18 protein-coding genes and 1 riboswitch are annotated in these 24,548 nt (G+C 62.3%); of the genes, 12 read left to right on the forward strand and 6 right to left on the reverse strand.

The annotated features are described in order from the left end of the window. The first annotated feature begins 13 nt into the window (after positions 1-13). Both HGP14_RS17315 and bluB read left to right on the forward strand, forming a co-directional pair. The gene (locus HGP14_RS17315) at positions 14-844 is read left to right on the forward strand and encodes a TolB family protein (protein ID WP_168831093.1); all 831 of its coding nucleotides are present in this window, start codon (positions 14-16) and stop codon (positions 842-844) included. Positions 845-862: 18 nt separating this feature from the next. Continuing rightward, positions 863-1,048, forward strand: a riboswitch (cobalamin riboswitch). A 40-nt stretch (positions 1,049-1,088) separates the two neighbouring features. Then, positions 1,089-1,772, forward strand: a complete 684-nt coding sequence (gene bluB, locus HGP14_RS17320) for a 5,6-dimethylbenzimidazole synthase (RefSeq protein WP_168831094.1) — start codon at positions 1,089-1,091, stop codon at positions 1,770-1,772. Between the two features lie 6 nt (positions 1,773-1,778). Here the strand turns inward: bluB and HGP14_RS17325 are convergent, their stop codons facing one another. Next, on the reverse strand, positions 1,779-2,873 hold the full coding sequence (locus HGP14_RS17325; RefSeq protein ID WP_168831095.1) for a DUF2865 domain-containing protein: 1,095 nt from the start codon (positions 2,871-2,873) through the stop codon (positions 1,779-1,781). A 124-nt stretch (positions 2,874-2,997) separates the two neighbouring features. Further along, positions 2,998-5,310 (reverse strand): NADP-dependent malic enzyme, encoded by a 2,313-nt coding sequence (locus HGP14_RS17330; RefSeq protein WP_168831096.1) that lies wholly within the window; start codon positions 5,308-5,310, stop codon positions 2,998-3,000. Between the two features lie 170 nt (positions 5,311-5,480). On the opposite strand from HGP14_RS17330, the gene HGP14_RS17335 reads away from it, so the two are divergent. Continuing rightward, on the forward strand, positions 5,481-6,338 hold the full coding sequence (locus HGP14_RS17335; RefSeq protein ID WP_409527084.1) for a UDP-2,3-diacylglucosamine diphosphatase: 858 nt from the start codon (positions 5,481-5,483) through the stop codon (positions 6,336-6,338). 144 nt (positions 6,339-6,482) lie between these two features. Next, complete coding sequence (locus HGP14_RS17340) at positions 6,483-7,703, forward strand: MFS transporter (protein WP_168831098.1); 1,221 nt, start codon at positions 6,483-6,485, stop codon at positions 7,701-7,703. Here HGP14_RS17340 and dgcA read toward each other — a convergent pair. Beyond that, positions 7,655-8,638 carry an N-acetyl-D-Glu racemase DgcA gene (gene dgcA / locus HGP14_RS17345; RefSeq protein WP_168831099.1) on the reverse strand — a complete coding sequence of 328 codons (984 nt, stop codon included), beginning with the start codon at positions 8,636-8,638 and terminating at the stop codon, positions 7,655-7,657. The genes HGP14_RS17340 and dgcA overlap by 49 nt on opposite strands. Positions 8,639-8,738: 100 nt before the next feature. On the opposite strand from dgcA, the gene HGP14_RS17350 reads away from it, so the two are divergent. The 4 genes from HGP14_RS17350 to HGP14_RS17365 are packed head-to-tail and all read left to right on the forward strand — an operon-like array spanning position 8,739 to position 12,781. Then, positions 8,739-9,905, forward strand: a complete 1,167-nt coding sequence (locus HGP14_RS17350; RefSeq protein ID WP_246704501.1) for an ABC transporter permease — start codon at positions 8,739-8,741, stop codon at positions 9,903-9,905. 9 nt (positions 9,906-9,914) lie between these two features. After that, positions 9,915-10,763, forward strand: a complete 849-nt coding sequence (locus HGP14_RS17355; RefSeq protein ID WP_168831101.1) for an ABC transporter ATP-binding protein — start codon at positions 9,915-9,917, stop codon at positions 10,761-10,763. Between the two features lie 3 nt (positions 10,764-10,766). Further along, entirely contained in the window at positions 10,767-12,137 is a 1,371-nt protein-coding gene (locus tag HGP14_RS17360; RefSeq protein ID WP_168831102.1) for an MlaD family protein, read from the forward strand. Positions 12,138-12,166: 29 nt separating this feature from the next. Beyond that, positions 12,167-12,781, forward strand: coding sequence for an ABC-type transport auxiliary lipoprotein family protein (locus tag HGP14_RS17365; protein ID WP_168831103.1), 615 nt, complete (start codon positions 12,167-12,169; stop codon positions 12,779-12,781). A 140-nt stretch (positions 12,782-12,921) separates the two neighbouring features. On the opposite strand, the gene HGP14_RS17370 is transcribed toward HGP14_RS17365, so the two are convergent. Then, complete coding sequence (locus tag HGP14_RS17370; protein WP_168831104.1) at positions 12,922-13,743, reverse strand: alpha/beta fold hydrolase; 822 nt, start codon at positions 13,741-13,743, stop codon at positions 12,922-12,924. Positions 13,744-13,883: 140 nt separating this feature from the next. Between HGP14_RS17370 and HGP14_RS17375 the strand changes: the two genes are divergently transcribed. After that, the gene (locus HGP14_RS17375) at positions 13,884-14,876 is read left to right on the forward strand and encodes a L,D-transpeptidase (protein ID WP_168831297.1); all 993 of its coding nucleotides are present in this window, start codon (positions 13,884-13,886) and stop codon (positions 14,874-14,876) included. Here HGP14_RS17375 and HGP14_RS17380 read toward each other — a convergent pair. Continuing rightward, on the reverse strand, positions 14,864-15,964 hold the full coding sequence (locus HGP14_RS17380) for an AraC family transcriptional regulator (RefSeq protein WP_246704492.1): 1,101 nt from the start codon (positions 15,962-15,964) through the stop codon (positions 14,864-14,866). The two genes, HGP14_RS17375 and HGP14_RS17380, sit on opposite strands and share 13 nt — an antisense overlap. 75 nt (positions 15,965-16,039) lie before the next feature. Here HGP14_RS17380 and HGP14_RS17385 point away from each other — a divergent pair, with 75 nt between their 5' ends. Then, positions 16,040-16,834 (forward strand): class I SAM-dependent methyltransferase, encoded by a 795-nt coding sequence (locus tag HGP14_RS17385; RefSeq protein WP_168831105.1) that lies wholly within the window; start codon positions 16,040-16,042, stop codon positions 16,832-16,834. Between the two features lie 110 nt (positions 16,835-16,944). Here HGP14_RS17385 and HGP14_RS17390 read toward each other — a convergent pair whose 3' ends face one another. Continuing rightward, positions 16,945-23,172 (reverse strand): hypothetical protein, encoded by a 6,228-nt coding sequence (locus tag HGP14_RS17390; protein WP_168831106.1) that lies wholly within the window; start codon positions 23,170-23,172, stop codon positions 16,945-16,947. Between the two features lie 464 nt (positions 23,173-23,636). Here HGP14_RS17390 and HGP14_RS17395 point away from each other — a divergent pair, with 464 nt between their 5' ends. Both HGP14_RS17395 and HGP14_RS17400 read left to right on the forward strand, forming a co-directional pair. Beyond that, complete coding sequence (locus HGP14_RS17395; protein ID WP_168831107.1) at positions 23,637-24,005, forward strand: Hpt domain-containing protein; 369 nt, start codon at positions 23,637-23,639, stop codon at positions 24,003-24,005. Between the two features lie 214 nt (positions 24,006-24,219). Then, positions 24,220-24,540 carry a 2Fe-2S iron-sulfur cluster-binding protein gene (locus tag HGP14_RS17400; protein WP_168831108.1) on the forward strand — a complete coding sequence of 107 codons (321 nt, stop codon included), beginning with the start codon at positions 24,220-24,222 and terminating at the stop codon, positions 24,538-24,540. The last annotated feature ends 8 nt before the right edge of the window (positions 24,541-24,548 follow it).

Here is a 24,548-nt window from a genome sequence, read left to right on the forward strand (position 1 = left end):
TCCGGGAGGATCGATGCGCAGTTCGGTCGAGATCTACAACATCCGCACCGGCGAAAGCCGGGTTGTCTTTCAAACGGAGCAGCTGATCGAGGCGCCGAATTTTTCGCCGGATGGCGGCTACCTGCTGGTCAATGGCGATGGGCTTCTTTACCGGCTGCGGCCGGATGGAGCCGGCGGGCTGGAGAAGGTCGATACCGGTTTTGCAGTTGCCTGCAACAATGATCACGGCATCTCTGCGGATGGCACGATGATCGCCATTTCGGACAAGACGGAATACGGCAAGTCATGCATCTACGTCCTGCCTGCGGCCGGCGGCACGCCGCGTCAGGTCACGCAGAACCTGCCCTCCTACTGGCACGGCTGGTCGCCCGATGGCCGGCATGTCGCTTATTGCGGCATCCGCGACCAGGTTTTCGACATCTACACGATTGCCGTAGATGGTCGCGAGGAAACGCGCCTGACGCATGGCGAGGGGCGCAATGACGGCCCCGACTGGTCGGCCGACGGACAGTGGATCTATTTCAACTCCAGCCGTACCGGGCTCATGCAGATCTGGCGCATCCATCCGGATGGAACGGGTCTCCAACAGGTGACGCATGACAATTACGGCAACTGGTTTGCGCATCCGTCGCCCAAGAACGACAAGGTGCTGATCCTGTCCTACGATCCTGATGTCTTCGACCATCCGCGCGATCTTCATGTGCGGTTGCGGCTGATGGACATGGATGGCGGCAACCTGACCACGCTTTTCGAACTCTTCGGCGGGCAGGGCACGATCAATGTGCCGTGCTGGTCACCGGAAGGTGACGAGTTTGCCTATGTGCGATATTTCCCGGTGGCTTGATCGGGACAGCAATCCGGGAGATAGAGACTCCTGTCAGGTGCCTGCTTCAAGCAGGAGAATCGGGAATCCGGTGTGAGACCGGAACGTGCCCAACGCTGTAAGGCTGACGCTTGCTGCAAAACTGCCACTGGCTTTCGGGCCGGGAAGGCTGCGGCAGGCGGGTGAAGCCAAGTCAGAAGACCGGCCTGACAGGATAGACTGACCCGCGCGGACGGCGGGCGGTTGCGTTGTTGGGGATTTGACGATGCGACCCTTGAATGACGGCGCGCTTGCGGGCGCGTCTGCCTTTGACAGTGAAGAACGCGATGCGGTTTATCGGGCGATCATGACCCGGCGCGACGTGCGCGATCAGTTTCTGCCCGATCCCTTGCCCGACGATGTTGTGCGACGGCTGCTGGAGGCAGCGCACCACGCGCCCTCCGTCGGCTTCATGCAGCCCTGGAACTTCATTCTGGTGCGCGATCCGGCCATCAGGCAACAGGTGTGGCAAGCCTTCGACCGCGCAAACCGCGAGGCGGCGGAGATGTTCGACGGGGAGCGCCGCGACAAATACCGCTCGTTGAAGCTCGAAGGCATTTTGCGGGCGCCGCTCGGTATCTGCGTCACCTGCGATCCGACACGCGGCGGCAGCGTGGTGCTCGGACGCACCCACAATCCACGCATGGATGCCTACTCGACGGTCTGCGCGGTCCAGAACCTGTGGCTTGCGGCTCGAGCGGAGGGCGTCGGTATCGGCTGGGTGAGCATTTTCCACGAGAGCGACCTGAAGGAGATACTCGGTATCCCGCCCCATATCGAAGTCATCGCGTGGCTGTGCGCGGGTTACTTCGACGAGCTTTACGTGGAGCCGGAGCTCGCCGTGAAAGGCTGGCGGCAGCGCTTACCTCTAGAAGAACTGATCTTTTCCGACCGGTGGGGCAACCGCTAGCGCCTGTCAGTTCTGTTGCGGCTGCGCGCCAGGCGTTGCGGGCTTCTTGAGGTCGATCGCACCCTGATCGCCAGCCAGGAACTGCGGACCGACCTGACGGACCTTGTTGTTTGCGGGATCGTAGGGGCGATCCGGCACTGAGGGTTGCGGCGCCGGTTCCGGGGTCGCGGCGGCGGTCGCCGGCGGCTTCGTCCGGATAGTGGTGATCGAGCCTTTTTCCGGCGGCTGGCTGATCGCCTGGTTCTTGCGGATGTTGTCGTAATAGGCCGACAGATTGCAAGAGCAGGTCGACTTTTCGCCAGGGGCGCGCTTCTTGTAGGCGAAGGCATTCGGCATGGCGCTGTAGGGCGCGCCGGTCGACGCCGAGATCATGTTGGCGGCGTCGGGGTTCGCGATGTCCTGGTAGAAGAGTTCGGTTTCAATGCCCGGGCACATTTTCGAGCATGTCGCAGCGTCGCGTCCGAAATCGACCGAGGTTGCGTTCGTGGTGATCGGGAAAAAGCCGCCGTCGCAGGTGCGCACGCACATGGTGGTGACTTGCGCCATCGGCTCGCCGCGCGGCACGCCGTATTGCATGTCGCCATGTTCGCCGCCACCGAGCGGGATGAACGTGTCGCTGCGCATTGCCTGCTCCTCGGGGCTCGGCGCGGGGGCATAGGCTTGATCGTCGGGCCAATATTCCTCGACCTCATTGCAGCCATTGTCTTCAAGCGCCGCGATCAGCTCCCGGCGTCCGCGATCGTCCACGCCTTCCCGTTCGGGCAGGTCGTTGCGGCGGTTCTGCAGATACTGGATGTTGTCGACCATGCGCGCTTCGGCCTGCTCCAATTCGCTGCAGTAGTCCGCATTCTCGCCGCCGATTACCACCATGCTGTCGACAGAGCAGCCGTACCTGCGCATGTCTTCGCGGACATCGCGCAGTTCGAGATTCTGCTCGGCAATTGCGCTGGCGTAGTGGTGGTTGAGCTCTCGGCTGTTGGTCGTGATTTCCGGCAGATTGGCGAGGCGGGCGCGCAGGTCCTGGCAGATCGCATTCGTCTGCGCGGCCGCAGGAGCTGCGAAGGCAAACAGAAGCGCAAGGGTCAGGTTTCGACGTTTCACGGTATCATCCCGCTAGCAAGCCAGGCCGGTACGCGGCGGAGCATTCGCCGCTTATCCCTTTCTAGCCTGTTTCCGTTAACAGGCTGCCGACGGATTCTAACGCATTTTCCCGTTTGGCAGCAACTTATGCGGGCTGCGAAGCTTCGACGACCGCAAGAGCGGCCATGTTCACGACGCCGCGCGAGGTGACCGAAGTCGACAGGATATGCGCCGGCTGCGCGGTTCCAAGCAGAATCGGGCCGACATGAAGCGCATCCATCATCGTGCGGACGATGCCGAGCGAAATGTTGGCAGCATCGAGGTTCGGGAAGAGCAGGAGATTGGCTTCACCGGTAAGGGCGCTATTCGGCATGGCGCGCTTGCGCAGCGTTTCCGATAGCGCCGAGCCGCCTTGCATTTCACCGTCAACCTCCAGTTCCGGGGCGCGCTCGCGCACGAGCTGCAGGGCATCGCGCATCTTGCGGGCGCTCTCGGAATCGCGGGAGCCGAAATTCGAATGACAGATCAATGCGGCCTTCGGCGTTATGCCGAAGCGGCGAACTTCCTCGGCCGCGAGAACGGCGATCTCGGCGATCTCATCATGCGTCGGATTGTATTTCACGAAAGTGTCGGCGAAGAACACCGGTCCCTTCTGGGTGATCAGCAGGCTGAGGCCGGCAAAGGTGCAGACCCCTGGCCGCCTGCCGATGATCTGGCCTACGTCCTTGAGATGGCGGTCGAACCGGCCCTCGACGCCGCAGATGAGGGCATCGGCCTCGCCGCGCTTCACCGACAAGGCGCCGATGACGGTGGTGTTGGTGCGCACGATGGTGCGGGCGGCCTCCGGATTGATGCCCGCACGGCCGACGAGGGCGAAGTAGTCGTCGACATAGTCGCGGTACCGCGGGTCGTCTTCGGGGTTCACCACGGCGAAATCGACATTCGGGCGAATGCGGATGCCGAAGCGCTTCAGGCGCGCCTCGATAACGGAGGGGCGGCCGATCAGGATCGGCTCGCCGATCTTTTCTTCCAGCAGGACCTGGGCCGCACGCAGGACACGCTCGTCTTCGCCTTCCGCGAAAATGACGCGCTTCTTGTCGGCAGCCTTGGCGCTCGTGAAGATAGGCTTCATGACGAAGCCTGAGCGCCAGACGAAACGGTTCAGCTGATCGAGATAGGCGTCGAAATCGGCGATCGGCCGCGACGCAACGCCGGTCTCGGCGGCGGCTTTGGCGACAGCCGGGGCGATGCGCAGGATGAGACGTGGATCGAAGGGCGAGGGGATGAGGTAATCCGGACCAAAGACCGGCGTCTCGCCGGAATAGGCGCGGGCGGCGACGTCCGATACTTCCTCGCGGGCGAGGCCGGCGATCGCCTTGACGGCCGCCATCTTCATCTGTTCGTTGATGGCCGTGGCGCCGCAATCGAGCGCGCCGCGGAAGATGTAGGGGAAGCAGAGGACATTGTTCACCTGGTTCGGGAAGTCGGACCGGCCGGTGCAGATCATCGCGTCGGGGCGGGCTGCACGCGCAAGCTCCGGCATGATTTCGGGCGTCGGGTTCGCGAGCGCCATGATGAGCGGCTTCTCGGCCATCTGCGCGAGCAGTTCCGGTTTCAAGACGCCGGCTGCAGAAAGGCCAAGGAAGACGTCGGCGCCGCCGATGCTGTCGGCGAGCACGCGCTTGTCGGTCTTCTGGGCATAGACCTCCTTCCACTCGTCCATCAGCACGTTGCGGCCGTCATAGACCAGTCCCTCGATGTCGTGGACCCAGATGTTCTTCTTCTTGGCACCGAGTTCGACCAGAAGATTGAGGCAGGCGAGCGCCGCGGCACCCGCGCCCGAGGTGACGATCTTCACATCCCCGATCTTCTTGCCGGCCAGTTCCAGACCGTTCAGGACCGCCGCCGCAACGATGATCGCTGTGCCGTGCTGGTCGTCATGGAAGACGGGAATATTCATCTTCTCGCGAAGCTGGCGCTCGACCTCGAAGCATTCCGGCGCCTTGATGTCCTCGAGGTTGATGCCGCCGAAGGTCGGTTCGAGCGAGGATACGGTGGAAACCATCTGGTCGACGGTGGACGCGTCGATTTCGATGTCGAACACGTCGATGCCGGCAAACTTCTTGAAGAGAACCGCCTTGCCTTCCATCACCGGCTTGGAAGCGAGCGGGCCGATATTCCCGAGGCCGAGAACGGCGGTGCCATTGGAGATAACGGCAACCAGATTGGCGCGCGAGGTGTAATCGGCAGCGGTTTCCGGATTGTCGCGGATCGCAAGGCAGGGTGCTGCGACGCCCGGGGAATAGGCAAGCGCGAGGTCGCGCTGATTGCCGAGCGGCTTGGTCGCCTGAATTTCGAGTTTGCCGGGACGGGGATAACGGTGGAAGAAAAGCGCCTGTTCGTCGAGGTTTCCGCCCGTTTCATTTTTGTCCGTCTTGGATTTTTCCTGATGATCCATTGCCGTCTCCACTGCCGCACTTACACTTTTCCGAGACTCCTCCATACAACAATCGGCTGAGCGGGCCAGTCAGAATTTCGGCATCGACGTGGAAATCGCGCAGGCGCGACAATGTGCCTTCCTGTCATCTTCCTGAAACACGAGTCTGATTTTGGAAGACCAGATGAACGATGGGGGCGGGCAGGACGCCTGTGAAAGACACTATGGATACCCGACACTTCCGTACTCTCTTCATTTCCGATGTGCATCTCGGCTCCAAGGCGGCGAAGGCAGACTTTCTCATCGATTTCCTTCGGTATCACGAAGCCGATACGATATTTCTCATCGGCGACATCGTCGACGGCTGGCGGCTGAAGCGGAGCTGGTACTGGCCGCAGGTCTGCAACGACGTGGTGCAGAAGCTGCTGCGCAAGGCGCGCAAGGGCACGCGAGTCGTCTATATTCCAGGCAATCACGACGAATTCCTGCGCGACTTCCCCGGCATGCATTTCGGTGGCATCGAAGTGGCCGAGCGCATGATGCACGATGGGGCCGACGGCAAGAAGTACCTCATCCTTCATGGAGACGAATTCGACGTCGTCGTGCGCAACGCGCGGCTGCTCGCCTATCTCGGCGACTGGGCCTATGACACGGCGATCCGCATCAATATCGTGCTGGCCGCCATCCGGCGCCGGATGGGCATGCCCTATTGGTCCTTCTCCGCCTGGGCGAAGCTGCAGGTAAAGCATGCCGTGAACTTCATCGGAGAGTTTCAGCGTGTGGTGGCCGAGGAAGCCCGCAAGAGCGGTGCCGACGGCGTCATCTGCGGCCATATCCATCATGCCGTAATCGAGGATTTGGACGGCGTGCGCTACATCAACACCGGCGACTGGGTGGAGAGCTGCACGGCGATCGCCGAGCATGAGGACGGCACGTTCGAACTCATTACCTGGCGCTCGATTATGGACTCCCAAGCCATTACGGACGCCCAAGCCATTCCGCTGGCAATCGAGCATCGCGACAGCAAACTCGAGCCGCAGGCTGCCTGATTTTTTATTGGGAAGGCATCTAGCCGTTGCCTTCCGGCGACAGCCCTATTTATTTTCTAAAACGTTTCAGGGGCGGCCATTTCTCGCCATAGTCGCGCTTAGGTTGATGTGATAGGTGACGCACAGTTTCCTACAGGTCAACCAATGATTCCCGCCCAAAACGCCCCGACAGGTGAGGGGCCGCCGCCGCGCTTCCGGCTGCTCAGCGCCCTGTCTTACTGCGCCCCCCTGATTGTCAACGGCGTCGTTCTTCCCTTCTTTCCCGTCTGGCTCGCGGTTCACAAATTCACGGATCATGAAATCGGTGTCGTTCTGGCGGTGCCGATGGTCGTGCGCGTTCTCGTGGCGCCGATCGTTGCCATGTATGCCGACCGCATGAAGGAGCGTGCCGACGTCTTGCTCTGGTCAGGCGGACTGTCGTTGCTGACGGCGGTGGCGCTCTACTGGACGACAACATTCTGGCCGGTGCTGATTGTCTTCACGATGCAGGGAGCGACCTTCGCGCCGTATGTGCCGGTCGTGGAGTCGATCGTCATTTCCGGCGTGCGCCGGTGGGGGCTCGACTATGGCTCGATGCGGGTCTGGGGTTCGATCGCCTTCATCGCATCGACGCTGGTCGGCGGCGAAATGATCGGCCACTGGGGCGGCTCCATGGTGCTGCCGGTCATGATCTTCGGCTTCGTCGCGACGATGCTGATGGCGATCTACTGTCCGCGGATCGGGCCGACGCGCCGGCGCGGCACACCCGTCGACATACCGGCGGCGACTGGCAGTTCGCTCCGGCAGCCTCATCTTCTGGTGCTGCTTTGGGGCGTCGCGATACAGCAGTCGAGCCATGCGGTGCTCTATGCGTTTGCCTCGATCTACTGGCACCAGCTTGGTTTTTCGGGAACCGAGGTCGGCATTCTCTGGAGCGCCGGCGTCGCCTCCGAGGTTATGGTGTTCTTCGTTTCGAAGCACCTCAACCGCCGCTTCAGCGCCTGGACGCTCATCCGGATCGGCTGTGCCGTGTGCATCTGCCGCTGGATCCTGTTTCCGATGCATTGGGGTTTTGCCGGCTTCTTCTTCCTGCAGTGCTTCCACTCCTGCACCTATGCCTTTGTGCATACCGGTGTACAGCGCCGGATCGTCGCCACGGTTCAGGCGACGCAGGAATCATCCGCCCAAGGTGCCTACTTCTTCTACAACGGCATGTTCATGGGGCTGATGACGCTTGCCTCGGGCTATATCTACAGCTGGCTCGGCCTCGCGAGCTACTATGTCATGGCGCTGGTCGCAGCCTTGGGCATGGCCCTCGTCTTTACGGCCTATTACCTTCAGCCCCAAAGCTCCTTCTCCGGCGGAAAAACCAGAGAGGCGGTATAGCGCAACCCCGGCTCCCGATCGCGTGCCAGCAGAAGCGCGCCGTCGAGGTCGACGAATTCCGCATCCTGCGCCAGCAGCACGGCAGGCGCCATGGCAAGCGAAGTGCCGACCATGCAGCCGAGCATGATCTGGAAGCCGAGGCGTTGTGCCTCGCGCTTCATCCCAAGGGCTTCCGTCAGGCCGCCGGTCTTGTCGAGCTTGATATTGATGGCGTCATAGCGGTCGCGGAGACTGGCGAGATCGCCGGTATGATGAACGCTTTCGTCGGCGCAGACGAGGATCGGGCGCTCGATACAGGCGAGCATTTCGTCCTTGCCCGCGGGCAGGGGCTGCTCGACGAGGGCGATCTTCATTTCGGCAGAGATGCGCAGGTGATGCGTGAGCGTTTCCTCGGGCCAGCCTTCGTTGGCATCGAGCATGATGATGCTGTCGGGTGCGGCTTCGCGCACGGCACGGATCCGGCTTTCGTCGTCGCCAGTGCCGACCTTGACCTTGAGCAGCGTCCTTGCGGAATGTTCGCGCGCCTGCGCGGCCATGACCTCCGGCTCTCCGAGCGAGATCGTATAGGCGGTCGTGAGCGGCTGCGGGGACGCGAGACCAAGGCGCTCCGCGACCCCTTGCCCGCCAAGCTTGGCCTCCAGATCCCATATGGCGCAATCGACGGCATTTCTTGCCGCGCCAGGAGGCATGGCGCGCAGCAGGTCTTCAGTTGAAATGCCTTGCTCGATCAGTGGGCGGGCCGCTTCAATCTGCGCTGCCACGCTTTCCATCGTTTCGCCGTAGCGGCGGTAAGGGACGCATTCGCCCCAACCACGCCTGCCGTTTTCGGTAAGAACGCAGGTAATCACCTCCGCCGAAGTCTTTGCACCGCGCGAGATCGTGAAGGTGCCTGCGATAGGAAATGAGTTCATCTCGATTTCGAGCGAGCGTGGCATAATTGCAATCCTGCGAGCATGGAAATTCTAGGTGTTTTCGGTATATTAACGCGCCGGGCGCGAGCGATATGTTCGCGAGTCGGCAATGTCGCCCCAAGCTCTGAAAGACACAAGCGTTTTGAAGCCCGAGACCCGCAGCGCCGCCTCTCTGTATGTTGACGACCAAGCCAATGGTGGAGAGCGCCGCGTTCATCTCGAAGGCAATTGGCGCAGCGCCAACATCCATCTCGTCCTGCGCGACTTCGAAAAGATTTCTCACGGCAAAGGCGATCTGACGCTCGATCTGTCCCACGTCACGGATATCGATACCGCTGGCGTGTGGCTGCTGTGCCGCCTCAAGCAGCAGGGAGAGGCGGCCGGGCGGCAGGTTCGTTTCGAGGGAACCAATCCGCATATCGATGAGCTGATCGAAGAATTTTCCGAAAAGCCGGCGGAGCAGGAAGTCGAGGCTCCGAAGAAAACCGGCATTGCGGAGAAAATCTTCGCGCCGATCGGCGAGATGACTGTCGAGGTTTGGAATAACCTCACGGCTGCGATGTATATTCTCGGGTCCGCCGTGCGCGGCGCGCAGATGAAATTCGGGCGCGGCAGTGGCGTTTCTCCGGCTTCGATCGTCAATCAGATCGATCATATGGGTGTGCGGGCGGTGCCGATCATCCTGCTGATGTCGTATCTGATCGGCGCCATCATCGCCCAGCAGGGCGCTTTCCAGCTCCGGTATTTCGGGGCTGAGGTCTTCGTCGTTGACCTTGTCGGCATCCTCCAGCTTCGCGAAATCGGCGTGCTTTTGACGGCGATCATGATCGCCGGCCGTTCGGGCAGCGCGATCACGGCGGAAATCGGCTCCATGAAAATGCGCGAGGAAGTGGACGCGCTGAAGGTCATGGGCCTGAATCCCATAGGCGTGCTGATCTTCCCGCGGCTTGTGGCGCTGACGGTGGCGCTGCCGCTTCTGACGGTGCTTGCAAACTTCGCCTCGCTCTTCGGTGCGGCAACGGTGGCCTGGGCCTATTCCGGAATCACCTTCGCGACGTTCCTTTCGCGCCTGCACGAGGCCGTCACGCTGTCGACGGTGCTCTCCGGTATGATCAAGGCGCCGTTCATGGCGCTCGTCATCGGTATTGTCGCCGCCGTAGAAGGCCTTAAGGTCGGAGGCAGTGCCGAATCGCTCGGCCAGCACGTCACGGCTTCGGTCGTGAAGTCGATTTTCGTCGTCATCCTCATGGACGGGCTGTTTGCCATGTTCTATGCGGCCATCGATTTTTAAGGGTTCAGCGTGGACGGGCAGGTACCAGAGCCGGGCGGGAAGAAGGAGCGGGACATCGTGCTGTCAGCGCGCGACGTCACCGTGGGCTTTGGCTCGAAGATCGTGCTCGACAAGCTCAACCTCGACATCTACCGCGGTGAAATCCTCGGCTTCGTCGGCGCATCGGGCACCGGTAAATCAGTCCTCATGCGGACCATTCTCAGGCTGTTGCCCCGCCAATCCGGTACGATCAAGATCCTTGGCCAGAACTTCGATGAGCTCGGCGAGGCCGAGCGGAATGCGCTGGACATGCGCCTCGGCGTGCTTTTCCAGCAGGGCGCGCTGTTTTCCTCGCTGACGGTGAAGGAAAACATCCAGGTGCCGATGCGCGAATATCTGGATCTGCCGAAATCCCTGATGGACGAGCTGGCGCACCTGAAGATCCGGCTCGTCGGCCTTGCTGCGGATGCGGCGGACAAATATCCATCCGAGCTTTCCGGTGGCATGATCAAGCGCGCAGCACTGGCGCGCGCTCTTGCTCTCGACCCGGACCTGGTTTTCCTGGACGAGCCGACGTCCGGCCTCGATCCGATCGGCGCTACGGAATTCGACGAGTTGATTGCCCGCCTGCGCGATACGCTCGGGTTGACCGTTTATATGGTAACCCACGACCTCGACAGCCTGTTTTCCGTCTGCGACCGTATTGCCGTGCTTGGACACAAGCGAGTAATGGTTGAGGGAACGATCGAAGATATGCTGGCCTATGACGATCCGTGGGTTCAGGCCTATTTCAAGGGTAAGCGCGCGCGCGCGATCGTGCCGCAAGGAGAAAACGCAGCTGGCCGCGCCGAGAGCGCCGAACACGGCAGCGGGAAGTAAACGATGGAAACGAGAGCGAATTACACAATCGTCGGTTTTTTCACCGTTCTGGTGATCGCTGCCGCCTTCGGCTTCGTCTACTGGATGGCGGAGTATGGCCGAAGCGGTCCGATGGCGGAGCTCGTGGTTCGCATTCCGGGTTCCGCGAACGGCCTCAGCGTCGGCTCTCCGGTGCGTTTCAACGGTATTCAGGTGGGCTCCGTGACGTCACTGTCCATCGACGCCGACGATCCGCAGTATTCGCTTGCGTTCACGGAGGTGCGCGTCGACGCACCCATCTATCCGTCCACCAAGGCAATCCTTGAAATCCAGGGCCTGACGGGAGCGGCCTATATCGAGCTCTCGGGCGGCAGGGTCGGCGAAGATAACATCCTGAAAAAGTCGCTGGAAACCGGCCAGCGCGCGGTGATCGTCGCAGACCAGTCGAGCGTGACGAACCTGCTGGCCACGGCCGACAAGATCCTCGACCGAGCAAATGACGCGATCGGCCAGATTCAGACTTTTGTCCAGGACGCCCGCCCGTCGCTCACGAAAACGCTCCAGAATGCGGAAACCTTCTCCGATGCACTGGCGAAGAATTCCGGCAATATCGATTCCTTCCTGCAGAGTGTCGGTCAGCTTTCCGAGACCGTGCGCAACGTCTCCGGCCGTGTCGATTCCACCCTTGTCGCGATCGAGGGGCTCGTGAAGGCCGTGGATGCCAAAAAGATCGATACGATCCTCACGAACGCCCAAAAGGTCAGCACCGACATCGCCAATGCGTCGGGCGATCTGAAGGGTGCTGTTCAGAGGTTCAACGAGACGGCGACGACCTTCAACGACTTCGGCAAGAAGGCGCAGACGACACTCGACCGCGTCGATACGCTGATCGCGCAGGTCGATCCCGCCAAGGTGAAGGGCTCGGTTGACGATATCGCGCAGGCGACCAAAGATGCGCGCGTTGCGGTTGCTTCCATCCGCGACGTTGCCAATACGGTGTCGGCGCACCGGAAAGATATCGACCAGACGATCCAGGACGTCTCGCAGATGGCGAACAAGCTGAACTCGGCTTCCACCCGCGTCGACGGCATCCTGATCAAGCTCGACGCGATGCTCGGCACCGACAATTCGCAGTCACTCTTTGCGGAAGCGCGCACAACGCTCGAATCCTTCAAGAAGGTGGCGGACAATCTGAATGCCCGCATCGGTCCGATCGCGGACAATCTGCAGAAATTCTCGGGCGGTGGTTTGGGCGACGTGCAGGCGCTCGTCAACGATGCCCGCCGGACCGTGCAGAATCTCAACGATGCGATCAGCAATTTCGACCGCTCTCCGCAGCGGCTCATTTTTGGCGGCGATACAGTGAAGCAATATGACGGCCGGACGCGCCGTTGACATGGATATTGAGGAAGCAGAGGTAGCATATGGGCGTATCGCATGTGTGGGCGTGCCGTGCCTTGCTGGCGAGGACCGCAATCCTTATGCCGTTGGTGGCGCTAGCAGTGACCGGCTGCGGTACAGCTGCCAAGAATGACACCTTTGATCTGTCGGCGCCCGTCAGCGGTGAGGGGCCGGCGGCCAGGCGAAGCCAGATTCTCGTGCAGGAGCCGACGGCGCTGAAGCCGCTGAACAGCGATCAGATCGTTGTCCGCGTCTCTCCGTCCGTGATCCAGTATTTGGCGCGCTCGCAGTGGAGCGACAGCCTGCCCCGCATGGTCCAGTCGAAGCTCGTCGAGGCCTACCAGAACTCCGGCAAACTCGGCGGCGTCGGCAAGCCGGGGCAGGGCCTTGCGATCGACTATCAGGTCGTCACCGAAATACGCTCCTTCGAGATCGACGCAGGCGCCGGCAACCAGGCAGTCGTCGAAATCTCGGCGATGATCCTCAACGACCGTAACGGTACCGTCCGTGCGCAGAGGGTTTTCCGCGCAGCAACGCCGGCAGGCGGTGGCTCGAGCGAGGGATATGTGAAGGCGCTCGACCGCGCGTTCGCGGCGGTGACGGGGCAGATCGTCAACTGGACATTGACTTCGATCTGAGACGGGTGGCTGGCGCCTTTCTTTCGTGCGGCCGCCCTCAACATATCCTTGAAGCCGTGCGAATGCGCTTCCGGTCATGAAAGATGGATACATTTCCGTGCAGGAGCCAGTTTGACACGACGGCTTCGCGCCAGGACCTGTCACGGATGCTCCAGAAATGCCCGGATCAAGCCGGCCACCTTTTCGGGGGATTCCCAATGGAGGTTATGGCCGTGGCCGGGAAGAGAAATGAACTTCGCGCCGACGATTGCATCTTTCATTCGGGCCTGATCCTCCTCCGTCGCGATCATGTCCTCTTCGCCCCATAGGATGAGCGTCGTCGCGGAAATATCCTGCAGAAGCGCTGACGGATCATAGGCAAGCTGCTCGTAATAAATCGAATGCCAGATTCGTGACGGCAATGCGGCACTCTCGCGTCGCGCATGGGCGAGGAAATTCTCGTCGACCGCAACTTCCCCGGAACACCATTCACGGATGAACGTGCTTTCGGGATCGATTGGATCGCGGAGCATCTGAATGTTTTCCCACAACCAGCCCCGACGTTCACGCACCGCGGCGGAGGTCGATATCAGCACGATCTTGCGGACGAGATGGGGCCACCGCTCAGCGATCGCTTGGGCAAGCCGTCCGCCAAGCGAATGGCCGACCAAGTGGGCGGGTGCAAGGTTCAAGGCCTCTATCAGCAACCGCACATCATTCGCCATCTCGGGAATCGTGTAGCAGCCCTCAGGCCGGTCGGAGTGTCCGTGGCCGCGCAGGTCCGGCGCAACGAGGCGAAAGCCCGTCGCCAGATACGGTGCGGTGAGGCTCCAACTTCGCGCGCTGTCCGTAAACCCGTGGAGCAGGAGGACGGGCACGCCGTTGGGGTCGCCCATTTCGAAACAGGCAAGCCGGAACCCGCCGGAAAGCACGACGGTCTGCTTCAGTGCTGAAAAGTGTTCCTGGGAAATCAATTCAACCACACGTTCACCTTCAAGGCTGACCTGGTATTATTGACGCGACTGTGGCGATTGTTGGCGCCCGCTTTGGACATCTGCGGAGGTCAAGCTTGATCCGAATGCCGAAGCCAGCCGGCGGAACAAGTTCGGTCGCTGCGGCTTTGATGTTCATGAAGAACAGGACTCTCATCGCAGCATCACTGACATTGGTCCTTTGTGGCACCGCCAGTGCTCAGGAGCTTCAGCCGGACGCCATCAACAATGCTTCGATTGCCTCGATTTCGCCGGAGCGACCGCTTAAACCCGCGCCCCGATCGGATCCCGCCATCGTTCATCTCCAGGTTCTTCTGGACCGCGCGGGTTCATCTCCCGGGGTGATCGACGGCTACTACGGCGAGAATGTCACCAAGGCGATCGCCGGATTTGAGGCTATGCTGAGTCTTCCGGTTGACGGAAAGCCGGACCCCGCGGTGATCGGTCGACTTTCAGACGATGGGCCCGTCATCCAGCCTTATGTCATCTCCGAAGACGATGCCAAGGGTCTCGTCGATAGCATTCCGGAAGACTACGCCAAACAAGCCAAGATGAAGCATCTCGGATATACAAGCATCGCGGAGAGACTGTCCGAGCGGTTTCACATGGACATCGACCTTCTCAAAGCGCTCAATTCCAGCTCGGAATTTGCCGTCGGAGGGACGGTGTCGGTTGCGATGCCTGGCGCCGCGAGGGAGGGTAAGGTCAAGCGGATAGAGGCGCGCAAGCAAGCGGGGCAAGTCCTGGCCTTCGCTGAAGACGGCAAGCTGCTTGCCGTCTATCCTGCTACCATCGGCAGCGAAGAGGCGCCTTCGCCCTCTGGCACGCACAAGGTCAAGGGCGTCGTTCGAATGCCTACCTACACCTACAACCCCAAAGTCAACTTCCAGCAGGGCAACAACAGGAAGGTGCTAAAGCTGCCCGGCGGCCCCAACGGACCCGTGGGAAGCGTCTGGATCGATCTGTCGGAGCCTACCTACGGGATTCACGGCACGCGGGAACCGTCCCTCATCGATAAGGCCGGCTCACACGGATGCGTTCGCCTGACAAACTGGGACGCGGAGGAATTGGCGGCGATGGTCAAGCCCGGGGTAATCGTCGAGTTCACCGATCACCCTATGTAAGGGCTTCGCCACGCGGCGGGTGAGACGCCCACGGTCTTCCTGAACGCCCGGCTGAAGGCAGCCTCGGATTCATATCCGATCTCACGGCCCACGGCGGCCACCTTCATGGAACTGTCGCCAAGGAGGCGCGCGGCAATCTGCATACGCCAGAGTGTCAGGTATTGCATCGGGGCGTGGCCGACGAGATGGGTGAAACGGGCCGCGAGGGCGGCGCGTGACATGCAGGCGCGGCTTGCCAGCTCGTTCAGCGTCCACGGATATGCGGGCTGCTGGTGGAGCATGATCAGGACCTTGCCGATTTGAGGGTCGCGCAGGCCCGAGAGCCAGCCGGTCTCGTGAGCCGGCAGGCGCTCCAGATATCGGCGCATCACCTCGACGAAAATGAGTTCGCTCAGTCTCATCCGGATGGAGCCGCCGCCAATCCGCGCCCGGCGCGCCTCGGCGAGCGTGAGGTCGATGAGGCTGCTCAGGAGACCTTCACGCCCGTTGTGCGACCGCTTGATCCGCAGAAGGCGCGGGAGGGTCGAGAGCAGGGGATTGAAGGGCTGCATGTCGCAGCCGAGAAAGCCGCAGACGAACTCGCAGCGCGGCTCGCAGCCGCCGCCTTCCCTGGCCACGAACGGCAGCCTGCCCGCCGCCATGGCCCGGAAAAAGTCCATCGTCGCGTCGGTGTCGAATTCCGGCTGCTGGTCGGGTTCGCTGAGCATCGAATAGGGGTCGCCATGCGGCAGCACCAGCACGTCGCCGGCCTCGAACGATGTGGAGGTGACGTTGGGAATGCCGGCCCAGCCCGAGCCCTTCAGGATGATGTGATAGGACACGATATGCTGGGCGCGCGGCAGGATGATGGAGGAAAACGCCCGCGCTGGCGGCACCGCCACGCCCCAGGGGAACGACGCGTCCACCAGGAAGAACATCGCGCCCGTCAGCTTGACGGTGCCCAGCACGTCCGAGAGCGGATCGGCGCCGAGCGGTCTGTGCTGGGCAGGTATCTCCGTCTCAGCAGCAGCGCTGTTTGACCGCCCCGCATCGAGCATCTTGGACGATACGGCAAGCGACAAAGACGTCCGGTCATGGGCTTGGACCATGTTTAGAGAGTATCCTATCCCCGCCGGCATATCCACCGGATGTGCCGCTGCCTGAAGTTCAAGGCGGAGGAAGCTATGACGACACTTGAGAGAGTGTGCGGTCCGGCCGAGATCTACGACGCCCATTTCGTGCCGGCGCTTTTTGCGCAATGGGGGCCGGTCGTCGCCGCGGAAGCCCGGGTGCGGAAAGGGGACCGCGTGCTGGACGTAGCTTGCGGTACTGGCGCCCTGACGCTGGCCGTAGCTGAGATCGCCGGCCCTTCGGGCTCGGTTATCGGGCTCGACGCAAATCCGGAAATGCTGGCGGTTGCGCACCGCAAGCCCGGGGAGATCGAATGGATCGAAGGAATGGCCGAGGCGCTGCCTTTGCCGGATAACAGCTTCGACGCCGTTGTCAGCCAGTTCGGCTTGATGTTCTTCGAGGACAAGCCGAAGGCGCTTGCCGAGATGATGCGGGTCCTGAAACCGGGCGGACGGCTGGCTGTCGCGGTGTGCGATGCGGTCGAGAACTCGCCGGGATACGGCACCTTCGCGCTGTTGCTCGACCGGCTGTTCGGCAAGAAGGTGGGGGATGCCTTCCGCGCGCCCTTCAGCCTCGGCGACGCCGGGAGACTGCGTGAAATCTGCAATGAAGCGGGTCTACCGGGCGCGGAGATCGTCCAGCGTAATGGAAAGGTCCGCTTCAGGTCGATCGATGCGCTGGTATCGACCGAACGCGCCTGCGTGTGGACGCTCGGCGGCGTGCTGACCGAAGAACAGTTCCAGCGGCTCCTCAAGGAGTCGCAGACGGCGCTCAGGCCCTTCGTGACCAGTGGCGGTACGATCGAATTCGACATGCCGTCGCTGATCATCAAGGCACGCAAATCTTAGCCTCGAACCTTAAGGACACAGCTCGCTAGGTGCGCCGCCCACATGATCGCGCAAAAGAAAGGGCCGCCTGGAGGCGGCCCTTACTGCAGCAATCTTTTGCTTTGCTACCGTTAGCTCAGGCGGCCCGCGGCGTGGGCCAGCATCGTGTAGACCTTGCCGGTGTCCGAGGTCAGGTAGGACTGGGTGATCGTGCGGTCGCGATCGGTGCGGGCGACGTCGGAGAGCAGCTTCTCGAAATCGGCGATGTAGCGATCGACGGCGGTCCGGAACTCCGGCTCGCGGTCGTACTTCCGCTTGATCTCATCAAAGGTCTGCTGGCCCTTCAGCGTGTAGAGGCGGCGCGTGAAGACGTCGCGTTCGCCACGCTGATAGCGGCGCCAGAGATCGACCGAGGCATCGTGATCGATGGCGCGGGCGATATCGACCGAGAGCGAATTCAACGATTCGACGACATGCCGGGGATTGCGGTTGTCGCTGGCGCGCTGTGCCGGGGCGGGGGCCGGAGCAGCAGGACGGGCCGCAGGCGTTTCCTGGGCGGCTTCGTCACGCGAGGCACCGCGCAGGAGGTCGCTGATCCAGCCACCGGTTTCCTGGCGGGCAGGCGTGGCCGGCGCCGGTGTGGCGCGCGGCGGAGCGGGTACTGCCGGGCTTGCGGGCGCGATCGAGCCGCGAAGCGTCAAGCCCTCATCGATCGGCTGACGGGCCGGAGCCGGGGCCGGTTGTGGCGCCGCAGGTGCCGGTGCCGGGCGCGGAGCGGGCTGGGCCTGCGCTGCCGCGCGCGCGACCGGCTCGGAGATTTCGAGCTGCTGCGTGGAGCGGCCGACGATCTGCGAGATGTCCTGCAGCGCCTTGATCTGCTCGGCAACGGCACGACGCATCGCGGCTGCGCTTTCCTTGGCTTCTTCCGGAAGGTCGAATGCACCGCGCTTCAGCTCGCTGCGCGTCATGTCGAGTTCCTTGCGGATCTCGCCGGCCGAGCGGCGAATTTCCTCGGTGGCTCCAGAGAAGCGGCCAATCGCTTCGTCGACGGCCTCGCGGAGCGATTCGCGGAGTTTCTGGGAGGCGCCGTCCGAAGCGCGGCCCGCCTCGCCGAGCATCCGCTCGACCTCCGAAAGCGATGCCGTCAGGCCGCCGCGAAGGCGGTTCGACAGCTCGTTCGAACGGCGTTCCGCACCGCCGAAGGTTCCTTCGATCGCAGCGTTCGCCTCTTCGCCGGCCTTGGCGATGGTATTGCGCAACGCGGCGGCGGCTTCCTCGGCCCGCTTTTCGGTCTCCGAGAGCACGCGGCCGACATCGGCGAAGGAGGATTGCACGCCCTGGCGCAGATTGCCGGCGACCTGGTTGGCGCGTTGTTCGGCGCGTTCGAAGGCGGTTTCGACCATGCCCGAGAGCGCGTGCATCGTCTTTTCGATGTCTTCGGAACGCTGGACGAGGCTGACCGACAGGCTCTGGAGCGCGCCTTCGCGTTCTTCCAGTGTCGAGACCAGGTTCGACTGCGCAGCGCCGAGCAGGGTCGAAGCCTGGGTAAGCACCTTCGAGTGCTCGTCGAAGCGGCTGACGATGCCGCCGACCTGCGCCAGCGTCTGACCCGATATATTGGAGAGGCGGTCGACCTTGCCTTCGAGAAGGCGGGTGGAGGCGGAGACCATCTCCGCAGCCTTGGACGCCGAGTCGGTGAAGCGCGCGGTGGTTTCGCCAAGCCGGCCGTCGACGTTGGTCAGATCTTCTGCCGCGCGGTTCATCATATGCGCCATCGAGGCGCTGTTTTCGGACAAGCGCTCGATCAGCGTGTTGACGTTTGCAAGCAGGCTGCCTTCAATTGCGTTGACCGCCGTGGCCGCGCTCTCCGTACGTGCCACGATCGCATTCGCAAGTGCGGCGTTTTCGGCGCGCAGGCGCTCTGCGCTCTGCTCTGCGGCAGACGCGATGCGGGCCGCCGCTTCCTTGCCGGTTTCCGAATAGCGCTCGATCATCGGACGCGCGGTCTCGTCGATGAGGCGCGACAGCTCGGAGGAGCGGCCGGCGAGCATCGAATTGAGTTCGCGAGTGCGTTCGTCGAGTGTCGAGCGGATGGTATTGCCACGGGCTTCGAGCGCCTTTTCGACATCCGTCAAAGTCGTGTCGATTTCGCGAGCGCGCTCTTCGAGGCCGGAGCGAATTGCGCTGCCGCGGGCTTCAAGGGCGCGATCGACTTCCGCCATCTTTGCAGCGATCTCGTCGCTGGCGGAGGAGATCGTCGTGCGGATCGCGGTACCGCGCGTTTCAAGCGAGGACTGCGCGTCCGACAGGGCCTGCGAGATGGCGTTGACCTGGCCGCTGACGAGGCCCTCGGCCTCGGCGACCTTGTTGACGATCGCATTGCCCGCTTCGGAGAAGGTCTGGGCCACGGCGGCAGCCTGACTTGCAAGGCGGTTCTGTGCCTCGGAAACGCGGCTGACGATATGCTCGGAGCGCTCGTCCATGGCACGTGCGAACTCGCCGCTTCTCTGATCGAGGCCTTCGGTGAACTGCTGGCCGGTACGGGCCATCAGTTCCGCCGTGCGTGCGGCTTCGGCGTCCATGCCCTGGGCCGCGTCGGCGACGGCGGTGCGCAGCGTCGATGCGAGGCCCGCGGCCTTGCCCTCGATCGTCTGATTCACCGCGTTGAGGCCCTGGGTCAGCGCGCGATCCATTGTGGACAGGCGTTCGTCCAGATGTTCGCCGCCGCGATGCATGGCCAGAGCAAGGTTTGCAGTCCGCTCGTCGAGCGAGGACGCGAGACTTTCGGCACGTTCGTCCATCCACGTCTTGAGGCCCGTCGTCCGATCGTCAAGTGCGCCAGTGAGATTGGCGGTGCGCTCGTCGAGCGAGGCCGTCAGATTTGCGGTGCGATCGGCAAGCGATCCGGTGAATTGTGCAGCGCGCTCGTCGAGAGATTGTGTGAGATTTGCCGTGCGCTCGTCGAGCGATGCTGTGAGATTTGCCGCGCGATCGTCCAGCGACGCCGTGAGATTTGCCGCGCGCTCGTCGACGGCGGTCGTCAGGGTCGTCGCGCTTTCGTCGATCGTTGTTGCCAGACGCGCGGTGCGCTCATCGATTGCGCTGGCGAGTGTGTCGCTGGTGCTCTCCAGCACGGTGGTCACGCGCAGCGCGGCGTCGTCGCCGAGTTCGCGCAACTGCGAAATGCTCTCCGTGAGCGTCCCGGACAGCCGCAGGCCTGCGGCGTCCACCTGTTCGGCGACACCACCGACGCCGTCGCGGATGCGGTTTTCGAGAGCGGTGAGCCCTGCTTCGACGCGCGAACCGGTTTCGGCAAAGCGGCTCGTCATGCCGTCGATGGACTGATCGAGATGCGTGGAGAAGGTTTCTGCGGAACGCGAGATTTCGCCCGCCGCGTCCTGGAAGCGGCCGGCGATCTGGCCGACACCTTCCTGCAGCCGCTCGTCCAGCGACTTGGCGCTGCTGTCGATCGTTTGGCGGAGCGAAGCCTCGTGATCTTCCAGCGACATTTCGAGCATGCTGGCGCTTGCCGCGACGGAGGCGCTGATGGTCATCGCCTGGTCGGACAGCGTGTCGCGGATCTGAGTATGCGCTTCGTTGAGCGAAAGGCTGATCGCGTTCGAACGGTCATCCAGCGTTGCGCGGATACGCTCGTGGGCGGAGGCAAGGCCGCCGTCGAGCCGGTCGGCTGCTTCGCTGGTCAGCGTCTCCATCCGCGCGGCCGCTTCGCCCGTCAACGTCTCCAGCCGGTCGTTGTTGCGCGTGAGCGTGGAGGAAAGGGCTTCCGCGTGCTGGCCGAGCGAACGTTCGAGCCTGTCCTGATTTTCCGTATAGGCGCTGCGGATCGCGTCTGTCTTGTCGGTGAAGGCGCCGGCAACCCGTGCCTCGACGCCCGCAACCGTGTCGAGGATCGCGTTGGTGCGCGCCTCGAGCGCACTATCGAAGCGGCTCTGGCTGTCGTCGAGCGAGATGGCAAGCGCCATCGTCTTTTCATCGAGGGCGTCGGTCAGGCGGTCGTGGTTGCTGGACAGGGCATCGACGAGCGCATTGCTGCGCTCGGCCATGACGCCGTCGATGCGCTCATGGGCAGAATCCAGCGCCTGCGTAATCGCTGCGGCGCGCTGGGAGATCACGTCGTTGAGCTCGTCGGCGCGGCCGAATGCCGAGGTGATCTGCTCCGTGCCGGCGGATACCGCAGCGGTGAGATCGGACGTCGTCGAAAGGAGGGTTTCACGGAATTCCGTGGAACGTGCGGCGAGATTGTTGTGCAGTTCGGATGTGCCGGTGGCAAGCGCCAGCGAAATATCGCCGGTGGCGTTCTGCAGCGCGGAGGACAGTTCGCGAGTGCGGCTCGAAAGGTTCGCCTGTAGTTCGCCGGTGCCGGATGCGAGAGCCTCGGAGAGCTCGCCCTTGGCGTTTTGCAGCGCCGACGTGAGTTCGCTCGTACGGCTCGAGAGATTCGTTTGCAGTTCGGACGTGCCGGATGCCAACGCTCCGGAAATTTCCTCTCTGGCGCTCTGCAGCGCAAAGGTGAGTTCGCTGGTGCGGCCGGAAAGGCTGCCATGCAGCTCGGAAACGCCGGAGGTCAGCGCCTCGGAGATCTCTCCGGTCGCCGTCCGCAGGGCTGTGGTGATCTCGCCGGTCCGCGTGGAGAGCGCCTCCGAGATCTCGTTGACCCTGTTGCCGAGCGCGCCTTCGAGCACTTCCTGGCTCGTGCTCAGCGCCGTTGCCAATGCAAAGGATTGGTCGGTGATCGAGGTGCCAAGGCGCTCGATGCTGGAATTGAGAATGCCGTCGATCGAATCCGAGCCGCCGGCCAGCGTCTCGTTGATGCGCGCGAGGCTTTCCATCAGCTTGGTATCGAGAGAACCGGCGCGCTTGTCGAAGGCGTTTGCAAATTCCGCCACCCGCTCGTCGAACGCCGTCGACATCTGGGCAACGGTCGACTGCAGACGCTCGTCGAAGAAGCCTGAACGCAGGTCGAGGTCCATGATCGCCTCGTCGGCGGTGGACTGCAGGCTCTGACGGAAGCTTGCACCTTTTTCGTCGAGCGTGGTGTTGAGCTTGGCAAGCACGTCGTCGAGCGCCCCGGTGATCTCGCGTTCGCCGCCAGTCAGGCTGTCGTTGATTTCGCGGGTGCGGGCAATCAGGATCTCGTTGAGCTGGCGGGCGCGCTCGTTCAGGGCCGCATTCAGCTTCTCGGCAGTGCTGTCCATCGTGGAGGCGCGCGTTTCGAACTGGCCGAGCAGCTGTTCGCCATGCTCGCTGAGGCCGGAGGTGAGCGTTTCCAGGCGCGTGTCGAATTCATGCGCCAGCGCGAAACCGGACGAGGTGAGCGTCTGCAGCAGCGAATCGGTCTTTGCCGCGAGAAGCGTGCCGAGCGACTGGATCGCCGTTTCCGACTTTTCCGTGAGCGTTGCAGCGCGCGTGTCGATCATTGAGGCGAAGGCTTCGCCGGAAGTCGCCAGCCGGACGGCAATTTCTTCCGTTGCGAGCGAGAGGTCTTCCTTCAGCTGATCGTGGACGCCGACGATCGAGCTGCGAATGCGCTCCGCATGGTTGATGATGGCTTCACGCTCGGAGCCGAGTTCGTGCACCAGGCCGCGCACGCGCAGCTCGTTATCGGCATAGCTGCGCTCAAGTGCATTCACCTCGGAATGAACCAGCGTCTCGAGCTCGGAGGCGCGCGCGATCGTACGCTCGATGCCTTCGTTCATGGCGGAGACTTCGCGGCGAACGGCCTGGCCAACGGTCATGATGCGCTCGGAAGCGATGGTTTCTGGTTCGGAAAGGCGAAGAGCGACTTCCGCCATCGAGCGGGCCGCATTGCGCATGTCCTGGGCACGCGAAATCATGATCGCAAAAGCGTAGAACAGAAGGACCGGCACGACGATGCCGACGATCCCGGCAACGACGCCCGGCAGCGCCACGAGATCGGAGAGCGAACGGACCTGCCAGATCTGCGGGGAGTAGAGAAGGGCGATCAGACCGAGACCGCCGACGATCCACAGCAGCGAGACGAGCGTCGCGTTGCGGACGGCCGGACGCGTCGAGCCGCCGTCCAGCGATTTCAGGATGCTGGCCGCGGTCATGCGGTTGGCGTCGTTTGCCGGCTCCAATGCCGGCGAACGTGGCGCAGGCGGCTCGGGGGGCCTGGCGCCGCGGCCAGGGCGGCGCGGGCTCTGCTCGGCTTGATCGCTGCGGGCAGATGGCGTGTCCGATGCTTTGGCTGCCGGAGGGTTGGGCGTTTTGCCGCCGCGAGGCGGTGCGCCTTGCTGGCTGAAGTCGATTTGGAGTGCTTCGTCCAGTGCCTGGAACGCCTTGTCCTCGATCGACTCGCTATATTTATTGTTCGCCATTCGGTTACGCCTCGTTACATCTCAGCCGGTTCAGCCGCATTTCCGGACAGCGCCGCGCCCGGATCTAACCTTTGCCTCTGACGCTTTCCACGCCCCCACCGAGGCACGGATAAGCATGTCATTTCAGAGTAGATAGCCGCTTTTGCAAACGGACGGTATCAAAACATTACCACTATCCACTTAGGCCGCAAAGGCACGTACCAGAAACTTACTATACGAGTATCGTAGTGACACATCCGGCCTGCTGAGACAATTAACGAACCCTTGCCAAGCGCCACTCGTTAACATGTTGTTAACATCATTTAACGTTAGGAGAGGCGAAAATCCGATAATTTCAGCATGTTTAACGGCCGTTAACCATAGCGCGAGAATTCGCTTCGAACTGTCCCGAAATTTAACGCGGCTGCCATTCTCCCAACGCAGCATGGCTTTAAAGGCGGCGTCAGAAACAGGAGAGTTTGCACATGGCAGCAGTCAGTATCGCGTTCGAGGCGCCGGATAATTCCACGGGGCCATGCCCTTCAAAAGGCCGTCCGATAGACCTTGTTCATCTGGCGAAGCAGACGATGGGCGACAAGGCCCTGGAAGCCGAGGTCCTGCAGATGTTCGCGCGACAGGCTCGCGCTTGCCTGCAGAAGCTGTCTTCAGGCGACACGAAGAGCATGGCAGCCGTAGCCCATCGTTTGAAAGGCGCAGCGAGCTCGGTCGGTGCCTTCTGGGTGTCTGCTGCGGCGGACAAGCTCGAGGCCGATTGCAGCGACCCGGCCAACATGGCCGCGGTCGGGGCCGCCATCGTAGAGGCTGAAAACTTCATTCTGAAACTCAGCCGCTAGGTCCTGACCTATAGAGCTGAGAATTGTCGGGCGCTCTGTCCGCCGCTCCATGCCGGAGCGGCGGTCTTTTTGTGACCAGCTGCATGGCGCAAACGGAAAAGCCTGTCGTTTTTAAATGTGGAATTAAACCGTGAAGGCGGTCGATGTTGACTGCCTATCAGATTTGTTGGAAGAAAAATCCTGATCCTCCCCTCTACGTTTACCGGAAAACAACATGCCCAAACTGACTATCGTCGCCTTTGACGGCACGCGCTTCGAGCTGGATGCTGACCAAGGATCCACCGTAATGGAAAATGCCGTGCGCAACTCGGTGCCGGGCATCGAAGCGGAATGCGGCGGCGCATGCGCCTGCGCGACCTGCCATGTTTACGTCGACGATGAGTGGACGGATCGCGTTGGCCCGCCGGAACCGATGGAAGAGGATATGCTTGACTTCGCCTTTGACGTCCGTCCTAGCTCGCGGCTTTCCTGTCAGATCCGGATGAAAGCCGCTCTTGACGGGCTGACCGTGCACGTGCCCGAGCGGCAGGCCTGATCGGCTTC

It is taken from the genome of Rhizobium sp. P32RR-XVIII, from assembly GCF_012641395.1.
Classification (GTDB): Bacteria; Pseudomonadota; Alphaproteobacteria; order Rhizobiales; family Rhizobiaceae; genus Rhizobium.

Excerpts from the sequence above, each read along its gene's own strand:
- HGP14_RS17395 (WP_168831107.1), top strand. The coding sequence starts at position 23,637 with ATGGCAGCAGTCAGTATCGCGTTCGAGGCGCCGGATAATTCCACGGGG.
- HGP14_RS17380 (WP_246704492.1), bottom strand. The coding sequence starts at position 15,964 with ATGGTCCAAGCCCATGACCGGACGTCTTTGTCGCTTGCCGTATCGTCC.
- HGP14_RS17330 (WP_168831096.1), bottom strand. The coding sequence starts at position 5,310 with ATGGATCATCAGGAAAAATCCAAGACGGACAAAAATGAAACGGGCGGA.
- HGP14_RS17315 (WP_168831093.1), top strand. The coding sequence starts at position 14 with ATGCGCAGTTCGGTCGAGATCTACAACATCCGCACCGGCGAAAGCCGG.
- HGP14_RS17365 (WP_168831103.1), top strand. The coding sequence starts at position 12,167 with ATGGGCGTATCGCATGTGTGGGCGTGCCGTGCCTTGCTGGCGAGGACC.
- HGP14_RS17360 (WP_168831102.1), top strand. The coding sequence starts at position 10,767 with ATGGAAACGAGAGCGAATTACACAATCGTCGGTTTTTTCACCGTTCTG.
- HGP14_RS17335 (WP_409527084.1), top strand. The coding sequence starts at position 5,481 with ATGGGGGCGGGCAGGACGCCTGTGAAAGACACTATGGATACCCGACAC.
- HGP14_RS17400 (WP_168831108.1), top strand. The coding sequence starts at position 24,220 with ATGCCCAAACTGACTATCGTCGCCTTTGACGGCACGCGCTTCGAGCTG.
- HGP14_RS17385 (WP_168831105.1), top strand. The coding sequence starts at position 16,040 with ATGACGACACTTGAGAGAGTGTGCGGTCCGGCCGAGATCTACGACGCC.
- dgcA (WP_168831099.1), bottom strand. The coding sequence starts at position 8,638 with ATGCCACGCTCGCTCGAAATCGAGATGAACTCATTTCCTATCGCAGGC.
- HGP14_RS17390 (WP_168831106.1), bottom strand. The coding sequence starts at position 23,172 with ATGGCGAACAATAAATATAGCGAGTCGATCGAGGACAAGGCGTTCCAG.
- HGP14_RS17375 (WP_168831297.1), top strand. The coding sequence starts at position 13,884 with ATGTTCATGAAGAACAGGACTCTCATCGCAGCATCACTGACATTGGTC.
- HGP14_RS17340 (WP_168831098.1), top strand. The coding sequence starts at position 6,483 with ATGATTCCCGCCCAAAACGCCCCGACAGGTGAGGGGCCGCCGCCGCGC.
- bluB (WP_168831094.1), top strand. The coding sequence starts at position 1,089 with ATGCGACCCTTGAATGACGGCGCGCTTGCGGGCGCGTCTGCCTTTGAC.